Source organism: Mucilaginibacter sp. A5337 (genome assembly GCF_059690695.1).
In genome coordinates, this window is record NZ_JCAWEC010000015.1 from 14,416 (window position 1) to 28,700 (window position 14,285).

Sequence of the window (14,285 nt, forward strand, 5' to 3'; positions counted from 1 at the left end):
TACGCTCATACTGCACAAGGCATTAGCCACAGGCCGGTATCCGCTCCCATCCCTAACGCTGCCCCATGCGCCATTAGAAGAACAAGAAAACGCAAATCAAAACTCCCCCTTCAGGGGGTTGGGAGGCTACTGTTGCTGATACCTGCTTAGTTTATCGTAAAGCACCCTTGGATCGAAAGGCTTAAGGATGTAATCATTCATGCCGGCGTCGTTGATCTCACCCATTTGATTACTGAGCATAGAAGCCGTAAGAGCAATAATTGGCAATTGCTGGAAATAAGTATCTGTTTTAGAACGAATGATACCGGCAGCTTCCAAACCGCCCATTTCTGGCATATGGATATCCATCAGTACCACGTTATAGTTGCGGTTTACTTCAACCTTTTCAATAGCCTCAATGCCGTTTTCGGCAAAATCAGCATTGGCACCCCACTTCTTCAATATTTTATTAATGAGCAGGCGGTTTATCTGGTTGTCATCCACTACCAAAACATTTATTTTAAGTCCTTCTTCCACGTTATTGCTATTTCTGTTTAACTGGTAATCACCCTTTTTAAAACCTATGGTAAACCAAAAGGTTGAACCTTGTCCCGGCACGCTGTCAACATTTATGCGCGAGTCATGCAGCTCGATTAATCGCTTGCTGATAGCCAGGCCAAGGCCTGTGCCTCCATATTTACGCGTGGTATCCATTTCGGCCTGCTTAAACTGCTCAAATATGGTGCCCAGTTTATTGGCCGCAATGCCTATGCCCGTATCAATTACAGCAAACCGTATACGCACATCCTGTTCGGTCTCTTGTATCACCCGCAGGTCGATAGTGACACCACCTTTATTGGTAAATTTAATAGCATTACCAACCAGGTTTAATAATATCTGGATCAGCCGGGTGCGGTCGCCCAAAACAACTTTGGGTATGGCCTCATCGATGCTTTTGCTAATATATATATTTTTTTCGCCGGCTTTATATTGCATCGAACTTGTTATGCTTTGAACAAGCTCCGTTAAATCAACCCGCGCCTTTTCAAGCTCCACATTTCCGGTTTCGATCTTGGCAAAATCCAGCACATCGTTAATCAGTGTCATCAGGTTTTCGGCCGAAAACTTCAGGATATTCAAATTTTCCTTCTGCCCTTCAGGCGGATCATCCTCCAGTAACAAATGCGACATGCCAATTACAGCATTCAGCGGCGTACGGATTTCGTGGCTCATCACCGATATGAACATATCTTTGGCGCGACTTAGCTGTATGGCTTCTTCGCGGGCAGTGATCAGTTCAATTTCGGCCTTCTTTTTAGCAGTTATGTCGATGATAACCTCTATATATTTATCAACTTCGCCCTTGCTGTTAATGATTACCGAGTTGATAACCGAGATCCATAAAGGCTGCCTGTCCTTTCGGTAAACCAACAGATCCACCTCAAATGATTGTTTGTTGCGGGACAGTTCGCGCGCCTTTTGAATAATGGATACATCCGTAAGCTCGCCTTTAAGCACATCACCAAGATGGTTGTTCTCTACATCAAGCAAAGTATAGCCTGTAATCTGTTCAAAGGCTTTATTCACCCATTCAACCTTGCCATCGCTATTGTTAATTACAACACCGCTGGCCGTACTGCTGGCCACCAACGAAAGCATGGTTACCTGCTCTTCGGTTTTCTTGCGCTCTGTAATATCAACCATGACAGCTATCTGCCTTTCAACATTGCCTATTTCATTAAACAGCGGACTATTCGACAAAAACACCCAGATTGGTGTCTTATCTTTTTTATATATTTTTATTTCAATCTCATAGCCCCGTTTTTCCTCTACAGCTTTTACCGCCGCATTAAATACATTAAGGTCGGTATCTTCGCCCAGTAACATGGTACCAAACATTTTACCCTGCATTTCATTAAAGGTATAGCCGATTATGTTCTCGAGGGCTTCGTTCATCCAGACCACTTCGCCGGTATTACTGCGGATCAAAATACCGCTTGGCGATTTGCGGGCAGCAAACGAAAGGATCTCCAGGTCTTGCTCAATTTTTTTTCGCTGGGTTATATCAATGATAACCCTGATAAATTTATCAGTTTGCCCGGCACTATCGCGGATCACCGAATTAAATACCGAGATCCAAACAGGTTCGCCATCTTTTTTATCTATCAACAAGTCAACCTCATAAGATACCTGTTTACGGATGGCTTCATCAAGCCGTTTTACTGCTTCGGCATCCAGCGGCACGCCTTTAAGCACATCGCGCAAGCGCCGGTTTTCAACATCGGCCTGATTATAGCCCGTTATTTGCTCAAAAGCTTCATTGGTCCACATCACTTCATCGGCCGCATTGCTGATCACCACACCGCTGGTAACTTTACTTGCTACCAGCGATAATAACGCCAGTTCATCGGCCACCTTCTTCTGATAGCTGATATCGCGCCCACCGGCAAACCATTTATCATTTTTAAAACTTACCGTCCAACTAATGCATTTGATATCGCCGGATGGCGTTATAATATGTGCTTCTATTTCAAAATAGCGCTGCTGCCTGCTTAAGCCATTTTTTATTATCGACAATGATTTAGCCCGCTCTTCTTCCTGAAAAAAGCTCCAGATAGGTTTACCTATAACCTCGACAGGCGAATAACCTAAAACATTTTTGACAGAACGGTTGATTTGCTCGATATTAAAATCCCTGTCCATTATACAATGAACATCAGGAGAGCTATCAAAGAGATTGTGAAATTCCTGGTGGCTTTTGAGCGTTTGCTCCAGCTCCAATTTTTGCTTACGGAGCAGCAGGTGCGACATTACTTCATCTGCTAATGTGCGGAGTGCATCACGTTGTTCGGCAGTGAGTTTTCGGGGTTTTGTATCAATCACACATAACGAGCCAAGCCTGTGACCATCCGGGTCTATTAATGGTGCGCCGGCATAAAAGCGAACGCCCATTTCATTGGCTATGGGGTTATCCTTAAACTCCTCATCCTGTTTGGAATCGGTTATTTCAAGAATGGTGTCTGATTGGATAGTGCGGTTACAAAAAGCGTCGGCGCGGGGTGTTTCCCCCACGTCGACGCCGTATGTTGATTTAAACCATTGCCTTTCGGCATCAAGCAGCGATATCAGCGCTACCGGTACCTGGCATATATAAGAAGCTAAACGCGTGATAGCATCGTACTCCTTTTCGGGCATGGTATCCAAAACATTATATGATTTAAGCGCGGCCAAACGCTTATTTTCTATGTTTGATGGATCTTCCTGCCTTGGTGTCATTTTTTTACTCTGTGTCCTTATCTCTGTACAACGGAAAGTCGTACATTAACTTGTGAACCCTTTTACGGATTTTCTTGATAGAATGTTCATTTTCAGGATCAGTAATTACAGCATCTATCAATTCAACAATATGTTCCATATGTTTTTCCTTCATGCCGCGGGTAGTGATAGCCGCAGTACCCACACGGATACCTGAAGTTACAAATGGTGATTTATCATCATATGGCACCATGTTTTTGTTCACAGTGATATCGGCAGTTACCAATGCGTTTTCGGCAGCTTTACCGGTGATATTTTTGTTACGAAGATCGATTAGCATTAGGTGGTTATCGGTACCGCCAGATATGATCTGGTAGCCCAGTTTCACAAATGCTTCGGCCATAGCGTCGGCATTCTTTTTAACCTGTACAATATATTTCATGTAGTTTTCGCTCAAAGCTTCGCCAAAAGCAACAGCTTTAGCGGCAATGATATGCTCCAACGGACCACCCTGTGTACCTGGGAATACAGCCATATCCAACAATGACGACATCATCCTGATCTCGCCTTTTGGAGTTTTGATACCGAATGGGTTTTCAAAATCCTTACCCATCATAATTAAACCACCACGCGGACCACGTAAAGTTTTGTGGGTAGTGGTAGTAACAATGTGGCAATGCGGCAGTGGATCGGTCAATAAACCGCGGGCAATTAAACCTGCAGGGTGTGAAATATCAGCCAGAACCAAAGCACCAACTTCATCAGCTACCTTACGGATAAATTCATAATCCCAATCGCGCGAGTATGCCGAAGCACCTGCGATGATCAGTTTTGGTTTTTCGCGCAGGGCTACTTCTTTTAACTGATCATAGTCAACCAAACCGGTTTCTTTATTTACACCATAAAAATGGGGCTCATACAACTTACCCGAAAAGTTAACAGGCGAACCATGTGTTAAGTGACCACCATGAGAAAGGTCAAAACCTAATATTTTATCGCCCGGCTGCAATACAGCAAGCATAACTGCCGCGTTTGCCTGTGCACCTGAATGCGGTTGTACGTTAACCCACTCGGCATTAAACAATTGCTTAGCGCGCTCGATAGCTATGGTTTCAATTTCGTCAACCACCTGGCAGCCGCCATAATAGCGCTTGCCCGGTAAACCTTCGGCATATTTGTTGGTTGCAACAGAACCTGCAGCTTCCATAACCTGCCTGCTTACAAAATTCTCAGATGCTATAAGTTCAATGCCTTCTTCCTGGCGTTGCTGCTCTTCATCCAATAGCTTAAATATCAGTTTGTCTCTTTTCATTGTGTGTTTTTAACGGCGCTAAGTTAAGCAATTGATATAGATTTGAGATGTGAGATGTGAGATTTGAGACAGGGCAATGTTAGATTTTACTTAATCAAAAGCAAACGCAATATTATTTGCCAATCAGGTATTTACGGCGAATAAATTACCAGAATTTTATGATATCATGCTATTGAATAGCAAACAACTTCACCCATTGAGAAATCTTGACTTTATTTTTTCCATCACTTGATAATGAACAATGCCTTCACCCCCGATCAAGTTGTTCTTTAGCTTTTTGAATAGCCTGCTTGATTTCTTTGGGAACATCAGTCCAAAAATCAGCCTATGATAAACTAACCGGTGGCTTTAGCTTTTGTAAAACACCCGACTTTTTTTGTCTCAAATCTAATATCTCATATCTCTTTAGGCGAGATCCAAAAATTATTATATCCCAATCCTATCTGAATATCAATTAAATCCTGTTGCAGCATTTCCAGCACAGCTAAAAAATTGTACACAAAATGCACCTTATTTTCAGATTCTTTTGCGATGGCTTTAAAATCGAGCATTTTGTTGATCCTGAGTAAATCGGCAACTGCTTTCTTTTGTTTTTCGATGGTATAGGGATATTGCACAACCGTATGTTTCACTTCTTCGCTGCGCCGGGTAAAATTGCGGAGCATCCGTTCGTAAACAACCATGAGGCGGTAAAGGGTTAGTTCGGATAGTTCTTCGCCGGGAATGGCAACTTTTTCAACCAGCTCAAGGTCATGTATAATATTGCCCCGCTTTTCCTGCTTAAAGCGCTCGTCCTCCATCGGCCTGATCTCTTCACACACCTCCTTGAATTTTTTGTATTCGATGAGTTTCCTGATCAGGTTTTCTTTGGTGTCCGGGTCATCGGCCGCTTCTTCGGTACCGTAGCGCGGCAGCAACATTTTGGCCTTGATACGCATAAGCGTCGCCGCAACGAAAATAAATTCGCTGGCAATTTCCATGTTGAGGCTTGACATCTGGTGCAGGTAGTTCAGAAAATCATCGGCAATTTTGGCTATCGGGATATCGTGGATATCCAGCTCATCGCGTTCAATGAAAAACAGCAGCAGATCAAACGGGCCTTCAAACTGGGGTAACCTAATGGCAAAACTATCTTCGGTCATAAAGGGTCAAAAATAAGCATTTTACAACATCAAGTGATTACCAATAAGTTGTTAGTCGAAAGTCTTAAGTTCTAAGTCAAAAAAGAACAATTTTAACTTTTGACTTAAGACTTAGTACTATTAACTTTACACTACTTGTTATAAGGATATTCATTTACCCAATGAAAGCCGCGGTTAATGAGCCTGAAATTTTTCATGTCGAATTTCTTCATGCTGATCTTAATCGAATCCAGACCAAGCTTTCCTTTCAGTATCAGGCTGTCTTTCGCAGGTTCAAAATAAGTAAAATGATACTTGGCAGATGTATCAGCATCAGTAAACATCACTATGGTATGTGCCTTAATGTCCTCTCTGAAAGTATAATTCTGCGTGCTGTCGTTCATTTTTTTAACAGTTGAGCGGCCGAAGTTCCCTACTATCAGTTTACGCCATCGTTCTGCATTGGTAGTTAGCGGCGCAATGGTGTCTTTATTCACAACATAGCTTTGAATATCATAAATACCGTAAAAGTGCGGCTTCACAGCAGCCTCTCCGTATTGGGCAGCGGCTTTTATATCGCCATCAATGTTTGATATCAGCAGGTAAACAAGCAAAACATATTTAACAACAGAAAGCGTAATATTTTTCCATTTCCGCCTAAACCTGTGCGGTTCAATTTCGGATGGATGTGCAGTTTTGTTAAGGAAAAAGAAATTGACAAGCCGGTGGGCATCCTTTGCAAGCAAAAACAGCGACATAAGCACCAGTGTGGTCGACAATAACTTAACCGGCACATCAAAACAATAATTTATAGCCATAATATTACCCGCAACTACTAAGCCCAGCACTGCGCCCAGCGTTGTGGTTTTACGAAAAAACAAGAACAAACCACAAGAAACCTCCGCTATGCCGGTGAAATAGTTAAAGCCGGTTGAGTAGCCCATGTATGTCCAGGCCAGGCCCATGGGCGAAGCATTACCAAATGATTGCAGTAATCGCCCGGGCGACGGAGAGGGAAACTGTAGTTTAATAATCTTTACAAAACCATAGCTAAGCATGGTTATCCCCACGTAATACCGCAAAATCACACAAAGCCAATAAAATAACTTGTTATAATTTCGGGCTTTTCGGTCAAGTGCCGACCATATTACTGTCGCTATTGCAGATACGGTTGCTATGAATAAAATAACAAGATAATCATACGTAGTATCGCCGCTGCCATTTGTAAAAGTGGTAATGGGTTGCGGCATGTGCAATAAATTTTTAGACAGCCAGGGAATAATGATGTGGAAAGGCTGGATAAGATATTCGGCGATAACATCGGTGTAAGGCAATACTCCATTGGGATTAAAAAAGATGTATAATATGAATAATAAGAGGAAAAATCTCAATGCTATTTTTTGCAGGGCCGACCAATAAAGCGGGGCTACGGTAGTCTCGGTCATATGATAACAAGGTTGACGGTTTGGATAAGGCTAAATATAATAAATTACGCTAACCCAGGCAGATAAATATTTTACCTACTTTAAACTAACCGGGTACTATTGCACTTTATCCTGTATCTGGCAGGCCTGCAAAACAATTAATACATTTATATGTCCTTATTTTAACAATAATTAGTTTATTTTGCAGGTTAAATATCCTTACGAATGTCAATGCAGGTACCGGCCGGGAATTTATTACAAAAAATAAATTATCCATCTGATTTAAAGCTACTTAATGAAACAGAGCTTGAACAGGTATGCAAAGAGCTACGCCAGTATATTATTGACGTAGTATCTGTTAATGGCGGGCACTTTGCCGCCAGCCTGGGAGTGGTTGAACTTACGGTAGCTTTACAATATATACTCAATACACCTTACGATCAGTTAGTTTGGGACGTTGGCCACCAGGCTTACGGCCACAAAATACTTACCGGCCGCCGGGATGAGTTTCACACCAACCGTATCCACGGCGGTATCAGCGGCTTTCCAAAACGTTCGGAAAGTGAATATGACACTTTCGGTGTAGGCCATTCATCAACTTCTATATCTGCAGCATTGGGTATGGCTGTCGCTTCGCATTATAAAGGCGAAACCGACAGGCAACATGTAGCCGTAATTGGCGATGGTGCGATGACCGCGGGTATGGCTTTTGAAGCGCTTAACCATGCAGGTATTGAAAACTCCAACCTGCTGGTGATCCTGAATGATAATAATATGGCCATCGACCCTAACGTTGGTGCATTGAAAGAATACCTGACTGATATTACCATCTCAAAGCCATATAACCGCTTCAGAGACGATATTGCCCATGTACTGGCCAAATTATCATCAATTGGCCCGGATGCCTTTAAGATAGCCCAAAAGCTTGAAAAGAGCATCAAAGGCACCTTACTTAAACGCAGCAACTTTTTTGAGGCGCTTAAGTTCCGTTATTTTGGCCCTATTGACGGTCACGATGTCAACCATCTGGTAAAAGTATTAAAGGACCTGCGCGATATTCCGGGCCCTAAATTATTGCATTGCATCACTGTAAAAGGTAAAGGCTATGCCCTTGCCGAAAAGGATCAAACCAAATGGCATGCTCCCGGTTTATTCGACAAAATCACCGGTGAGATCAAAAAAGCCAAATATGACAAGCCACAGCCTCCTAAATACCAGGATGTGTTTGGGCACAGTATCATTGAACTGGCCGAGCAAAACCCCAAGATCATGGGTATTACTCCGGCCATGCCATCAGGCTGTTCATTAAACCTCATGATGAAGGCCATGCCAAACCGTGCGTTTGACGTGGGCATTGCCGAACAGCATGCGGTAACTTTCTCTGCCGGTTTAGCGACACAAGGGCTTGTTCCGTTTTGTAATATATATTCCAGCTTTATGCAACGGGCTTATGACCAGGTGATCCATGACGTGGCCATACAAAAGCTCAATGTAGTATTTTGCCTTGACCGTGCCGGATTTGCCGGAGCTGACGGCGCTACACACCACGGTGCTTATGACATGGCATATATGCGTTGTATCCCTAACATGGTTGTATCTGCCCCAATGAACGAGGAAGAACTGCGAAACCTGATGTTTACCGCACAGCAGGAAAACATGGGACCATTCGTGATCAGATATCCACGCGGTAATGGCGTTATGGTTGACTGGCAACGTCCGTTCAAGGTTATCCCTGTAGGCAAAGGCCGTAAGGTTTGTGATGGCGATGATGTGGCGATCCTATCTATAGGTGCCATCGGTAACGAAGTTGTTAAAGCCATCGCCGAACTTAATGCCGAAGGTTATAACCCGGCTCATTACGATTTACGTTTTGTAAAACCGCTTGATGAAGCTTTATTGCATGACGTGTTCAAAAACTTTAGTAAAGTAATTACCGTTGAGGATGGTTGCATTGAAGGCGGTGCAGGCAGCGCAGTGCTTGAATTTATGGCTGATAATGGCTACACCAATATCCAGGTTAAACGCCTGGGGATCCCTGATAAGTTCATTGAACACGGCGACCAACCCGAACTTTGGGCCGACTGCGGCTTTGATGCCAACGGCATAGCCCGGCAAGTGAGGAATATGGCCGAAAAGCGGAATGTGAATAATATAGCGTCATAATAAAATATGATGACATTATAACATAAAAAAAGCGACTGACAGTCGCTTTTTTTATGTTCATTAATTTCTCAAATTAAATAATTCCTAATATCGGGAATATCATCAATGAACCTTATAGCTCACCAGATCATTATATACAGCCCGGAATGAACTGCGGATACCAAATGTCAGCATCGATGTTTTATCATTAAACTGGTTGTTCTTATCCCGGCGCACCAAGCCTCCAAGCTCAAACCTTAAATTATACTTTGGATTAATTAAATAAGCTACTTTTCCTTCCAGGTAAACCATATTGGTGGTTAAGCCCTGTCCTGTATAGTTACCATTCTGTCGCGCCGGGTCCTGGTATGCAAGGTAAAGGTCTTTGCCATAGTTAAGGCCATTGATATTTAAACCATAATGGCCGTAGTCAACCTCGCCGGTAAAATCGAACCGTTTATATGAGTAGTTCAGCAAAGCAACCGCTTCGCGGAAATTGGCCCCCCAGGGATGCCCAAGCGGCTCACCATTTTCGGCATAATTAAGTACGGATGCACGTTCTGAGTAGGTATATGGCTTTACATTATTAGTTTCGAGCAAATAGTTTAAGCCTTTAACGTTAAACAGGTTTGCTCCTCTTATGCCCAACTGAAAACCGTATTTATTGCGTGAGCTGCCCTTACTTGAAAAAAAGCTTGATGATTCAAATTCATCAAGTGCAAACTGACCATAAGCCGTAATACCATCTGTTAGCTTATACTTTCCTGTAAAGCCAATCAAAGCGTTATCAGGTGAGCCATTTGAGGCCTCAACAGGCCTTAAAAATATTACAGGGTTTATGTAAGTAAAGTCAAATCCGCGTTTATGGCCCTGATCATCTTTGGCCGCCCATATTACTGCGTCAAAGAAACCGAATGATAACCTGTCAGATACATTCCAGTCTAAATAATGAAATACACCAAATTTTTTTCTATCTCCATTATCCACTTTTACCGATAGCGGATCATTGAAATAAGCCCACATAGCCATATAACGTACATTGCCCAGCGTAGCTGTTAACTTAAAAAATGGATATGGCGATGCATAATCAGATAATAACAATGAACGATAGCCGTCGCCAACAAAAGTTTTATCGCGGCCGGCGCTGATGTTCAAAAACTTTATCGGGGTGTAGGATACATTAGCCGTAATGTATGACCAGCGGTATTCGTTACCATAAATACCCGCGAATGCCTGCCCGGGAGCTATCCCAACCTGGTTAACATAAGTTTGCAGGTAATTGGGCAATACCGCGCGGTTTTCATAACCGGCCACATTATATGAAAAGTTTTTACCAACGGTTCCGCCAAACTGAATACCCAGCGTACCAAAATTGGTATTCTTTTTCCCCGAGAAATCGCGGCTCAAATTAAAGTCGGGCAACAGATCGGCATAAAAAGTGGAATTATTGCTTTTAACATCAATTTGATGCTCGTTAAAAAAACGCCCTTTAAGTCCGTTAAGGTTCATTAACGAATCGTAATGAGTTTTCAAAAGCGAATCATCAACCATAAATGGCTTCAATGAGCTATGCACACGTGTTTTGGTCGAATAAACATCTTCATTAAGCTTTTGGTAAAACTGGTAATTATAAGGCTGATAGTCGGATTGGGCCTTCGCAAATCCACTTATCAAAAACAGGAAAGTAATGCTTGTAAATATTTTCTTCATATATAGTTGATATGGTATTTATCGTTGTTTATTCAAAATAATTAAGCGTATTAAAACCACCTTTTTTCAGATATTCATCTTTCTTAACCAAATGCAGATCTGCAAGTACCATATCGGTTACCAGTGCCTGCAGGTCATACTTAGGTTTCCATCCAAGTTTAGTATAAGCTTTTGTAGCGTCGCCAATTAGCAGATCAACCTCCGTTGGCCTGAAATACCTCGGATCTACCTTTACAACTGTTTGCCCAAATCTTAGGGCGTCCAAATTCAATCCAAGCGAAATGGCTCTTTCCTCGTCAATATCAATGATCACACCACGTTCATTTTCGTCCTTTCCGCTAAATTCAACTTCAACACCCAACTCCAGGAACGCCATTCTGATAAAATCACGTACGGTAGTGGTCACCCCGGTTGCTATCACAAAGTCTTCGGCAGTTTCCTGCTGCAGCATCAGCCACATCGCTTCAATATAATCTTTGGCATGCCCCCAATCGCGCTGCGCCGAAAGGTTACCTACATACAGGCAATTTTGCAGGCCGAGAGCTATCTTTGACGCTGCCCGTGTAATTTTACGGGTAACAAAAGTTTCGCCCCTTACCGGGCTTTCATGGTTAAACAAAATCCCGTTGCAGGCATACATACCATAAGCTTCGCGATAGTTAACTACAATCCAGTAGCCATATAGTTTTGCTACAGCGTAAGGCGAGCGCGGATAAAAAGGAGTAGTTTCATTTTGCGGCACAGCCTGTACCAAACCATAAAGCTCGGATGTGGAGGCCTGATAGATGCGTGTCTTTTTAGAGAGGTCAAGAAGCCTTACTGCTTCAAGAATACGCAGCACGCCAACCCCATCGGCATTGGCGGTATACTCCGGCGTTTCAAAACTCACTTTTACATGGCTTTGAGCTGCCAGGTTATAAATTTCGTCGGGCTGAACTTCCTGGATAAGCCTGATGAGGTTAGTTGAATCTGTAAGGTCGCCGTAATGAAGCCTGAACTTTACACCAGGCTCATGCGGATCATGGTATAAATGGTCTATCCTGTCGGTATTTAATAACGATGAACGGCGTTTAACCCCATGTACCTCATAGCCCTTCTTCAGCAAAAACTCTGCTAAATAAGCACCATCCTGACCCGTTATTCCTGTAATTAAAGCCTTTTTCATTAGTAGTAACCGTACAGATATTATGTAGTACAATAATATCCAATTTTATTGTAATTACCTCTATGACACTCAATATATAGGCTTGGGCTGGTGTTTATGCAACGGTTAAATGAATAAGGATATTTGCCCGTAAATATGGTGAGGATTAAATCCCGGCTACGGTATCCTCCAATTCACGATACCAATCTGCCCCGTACTTGCGGATAAGCGGGTCTTTCAAAAATTCATGAACGTGTACTTTCAGCTCATCGCCAAATGAACATGCGGGGCTGCAAATATTCCAACGATCGTAGTTTAAAACATCAAACTCAGGGTATGAGGTAATGCGGATCGGGTACAAATGACATGAGATAGGTTTTTTCCAGTTAACGGCGCCTTCTTCATATGCCTTTTCGATACCGCATTTGGTGATGCCGTTTTCCCATATCACATAGGCACATTCTTTATTGGTATCAACGCATGGCGTAGTATAATCACCTTCAAAATCGGTAACGTAAACGCCATCCTTCTCAATGGTTTTGATGCCTTTTGCAGTAAGATAAGGTTTTACTTTGGGGTAAATCTCTTTCAGGATATCAAGTTCATCGGCATTAAGCGGAGCCCCCGAATCGCCTTCAAGACAGCATGCCCCCTTGCACTTATTTAAATTACATACAAAATTTTCCTTTACCACATCTTCATGCAGTAATACATTGCCAACCTCAATCATCTTTTTAAAATCAATCTTTAATAGGGTTCAAAGGATATTTAAGTCCGGCTGCCGATTTCAGCTCCATAGATACGCTGCCAATCAGCACTTCAACATGCGCCTTTACCGGGATCCTGTTTTTATCATTAGTAACCCAAAGGTATAATTTACTGTTTTTCCGGAAAATACGACCCGGAATAATTGCCGGGCTAAATTTAAGACAATTAAATTTACCAAGCGAACATTCAACCGTTTCAGTACCTACATAGGTTATCTGCATACTGTGAAAACCATCTTCCAGGAAGTATTGCAAATCAAATGTATCGCCCTCGTGCAGCTTTGAAACGTCAATGGCCCGCGCAAAATAATAAGCCGATACAAAATCAAAGGATTCGCCTTTGTAGGCAAAGGTTCCTTTATTGGCTGTTACCTTTTTATCTTTCTGATCAAAGGTAACATTGTCTGTATGCCTGTACTTGCCTTCACGCCTGTTTTCGGTATAAAAATAAGGCATCAGCGTTGTTTGGTCAACGTACGACTCATACCGGTTACGAACCTTATAAAACAGATCGAAAGAGCCGGCGGTTTTACCTTCGGCAACCAGGTGAAACGTAGGGCGGCCGTCATATTTTTTATCGCTTGCTTCTACTTTAATCGTAGCTTCAGCAGCGGTAAAAAAGCCGTATTTCATCTTGTAATCCAATTGTTCGCCCGCCTTAAAAATCGATTCGTTGATCTTTTTAAGCTCCTGGGCATATGCACCGGTACAACAGGCTATAAAAAGCAGTACAGTAAAAAAGTATTTATTAATCAGCAGTTTTTTCATTGATTAAGAGCCTCTATTGCGAAGCTTGTGATATGACAACTGCTATTATAAATGGTTTAAACTTGTTTTTATTGCATACAGCCACTTAAATACTTAGTCCTTACGCTTATAAATAGGCACCGTTGAGCACGGCTCGCCAAACATAAGGCTTTTAACTACCGCAGTTAGCCTTTTGGTTATTTCAACATAAGCAGATACAGGCACTTCGGTATCGCCGCAGCCTTTAAGTACAATGCGCTGCCCGCGATATTGTTCAAAATCGGCTTTAGCTATTTCCTTTTCAAAAAGTACGGTTTCAAGCACTTCTTTATTCCCAAATACAATTTCGCGGGCGTAAGGGGCCATGCGGTTGGCTAACAGCATATATGCCCATGCAGGTACAATAGCATCGGCAGTACAGGTTATACCTACATTCTTGCCTTCATATTGCGCCCAGTCATGTTCTTTTATAAACTCTCTGAAATCCTTCTCTTTTAAAATAAGACCGTGGAAAAGATTATCTTTTATATCGTATATAACGCGCTCCCCTGCCGGATAAAAATCTGCCGGGTCTAAGGTAACCAAACCACTCTGGGCTACCTTATTTACTATGTTTTCCTGGATATCCATATCAGTTATATCTATTAAAGCTAAAAGCGGAATGCACAAAGCCTAAAGCTGCTT

At 42.5% G+C, this 14,285-nt stretch carries 10 protein-coding genes; 1 reads left to right on the top strand and 9 read right to left on the bottom strand.

Features of this window, described 5'->3' with window-relative positions:
• Positions 1–126: 126 nt before the first annotated feature.
• The 4 genes from AC59JO_RS28690 to AC59JO_RS28705 form a co-directional block, all read right to left on the bottom strand.
• Positions 127–3,255 (bottom strand): PAS domain S-box protein, encoded by a 3,129-nt coding sequence (locus AC59JO_RS28690; protein WP_497309783.1) that lies wholly within the window; start codon positions 3,253–3,255, stop codon positions 127–129.
• Between the two features lie 4 nt (positions 3,256–3,259).
• Positions 3,260–4,546, bottom strand: a complete 1,287-nt coding sequence (gene glyA / locus AC59JO_RS28695) for a serine hydroxymethyltransferase (RefSeq protein WP_413665961.1) — start codon at positions 4,544–4,546, stop codon at positions 3,260–3,262.
• A gap of 395 nt (positions 4,547–4,941) precedes the next feature.
• Positions 4,942–5,688 carry a segregation and condensation protein A gene (locus AC59JO_RS28700; RefSeq protein ID WP_497309785.1) on the bottom strand — a complete coding sequence of 249 codons (747 nt, stop codon included), beginning with the start codon at positions 5,686–5,688 and terminating at the stop codon, positions 4,942–4,944.
• A gap of 131 nt (positions 5,689–5,819) precedes the next feature.
• On the bottom strand, positions 5,820–7,112 hold the full coding sequence (locus tag AC59JO_RS28705; protein WP_497309787.1) for a hypothetical protein: 1,293 nt from the start codon (positions 7,110–7,112) through the stop codon (positions 5,820–5,822).
• A 210-nt stretch (positions 7,113–7,322) separates the two neighbouring features.
• On the opposite strand from AC59JO_RS28705, the gene dxs reads away from it, so the two are divergent.
• Positions 7,323–9,254 (top strand): 1-deoxy-D-xylulose-5-phosphate synthase, encoded by a 1,932-nt coding sequence (dxs, locus tag AC59JO_RS28710; RefSeq protein WP_413671141.1) that lies wholly within the window; start codon positions 7,323–7,325, stop codon positions 9,252–9,254.
• A 102-nt stretch (positions 9,255–9,356) separates the two neighbouring features.
• On the opposite strand, the gene AC59JO_RS28715 is transcribed toward dxs, so the two are convergent.
• The 5 genes from AC59JO_RS28715 to AC59JO_RS28735 form a co-directional block, all read right to left on the bottom strand.
• A complete protein-coding gene (locus AC59JO_RS28715; protein WP_413665958.1) occupies positions 9,357–10,943 on the bottom strand; it encodes a gliding motility protein RemB in 1,587 nt (528 codons plus the stop codon).
• Positions 10,944–10,971: 28 nt separating this feature from the next.
• A complete protein-coding gene (gene gmd / locus AC59JO_RS28720) occupies positions 10,972–12,108 on the bottom strand; it encodes a GDP-mannose 4,6-dehydratase (protein WP_497309789.1) in 1,137 nt (378 codons plus the stop codon).
• Positions 12,109–12,253: 145 nt separating this feature from the next.
• Positions 12,254–12,817, bottom strand: a complete 564-nt coding sequence (locus AC59JO_RS28725) for a DUF3109 family protein (protein ID WP_413665956.1) — start codon at positions 12,815–12,817, stop codon at positions 12,254–12,256.
• Between the two features lie 10 nt (positions 12,818–12,827).
• Complete coding sequence (locus AC59JO_RS28730; protein WP_497309791.1) at positions 12,828–13,622, bottom strand: DUF3108 domain-containing protein; 795 nt, start codon at positions 13,620–13,622, stop codon at positions 12,828–12,830.
• A gap of 93 nt (positions 13,623–13,715) precedes the next feature.
• A complete protein-coding gene (locus AC59JO_RS28735; RefSeq protein WP_413665954.1) occupies positions 13,716–14,231 on the bottom strand; it encodes a DUF2480 family protein in 516 nt (171 codons plus the stop codon).
• Positions 14,232–14,285 lie beyond the last annotated feature (54 nt).

Bases quoted from the DNA above. Each gene is read 5' to 3' on its own strand.
- AC59JO_RS28690 (WP_497309783.1), bottom strand. From the start codon at position 3,255: ATGACACCAAGGCAGGAAGATCCATCAAACATAGAAAATAAGCGTTTG.
- glyA (WP_413665961.1), bottom strand. From the start codon at position 4,546: ATGAAAAGAGACAAACTGATATTTAAGCTATTGGATGAAGAGCAGCAA.
- AC59JO_RS28700 (WP_497309785.1), bottom strand. From the start codon at position 5,688: ATGACCGAAGATAGTTTTGCCATTAGGTTACCCCAGTTTGAAGGCCCG.
- AC59JO_RS28705 (WP_497309787.1), bottom strand. From the start codon at position 7,112: ATGACCGAGACTACCGTAGCCCCGCTTTATTGGTCGGCCCTGCAAAAA.
- dxs (WP_413671141.1), top strand. From the start codon at position 7,323: ATGCAGGTACCGGCCGGGAATTTATTACAAAAAATAAATTATCCATCT.
- AC59JO_RS28715 (WP_413665958.1), bottom strand. From the start codon at position 10,943: ATGAAGAAAATATTTACAAGCATTACTTTCCTGTTTTTGATAAGTGGA.
- gmd (WP_497309789.1), bottom strand. From the start codon at position 12,108: ATGAAAAAGGCTTTAATTACAGGAATAACGGGTCAGGATGGTGCTTAT.
- AC59JO_RS28725 (WP_413665956.1), bottom strand. From the start codon at position 12,817: ATGATTGAGGTTGGCAATGTATTACTGCATGAAGATGTGGTAAAGGAA.
- AC59JO_RS28730 (WP_497309791.1), bottom strand. From the start codon at position 13,622: ATGAAAAAACTGCTGATTAATAAATACTTTTTTACTGTACTGCTTTTT.
- AC59JO_RS28735 (WP_413665954.1), bottom strand. From the start codon at position 14,231: ATGGATATCCAGGAAAACATAGTAAATAAGGTAGCCCAGAGTGGTTTG.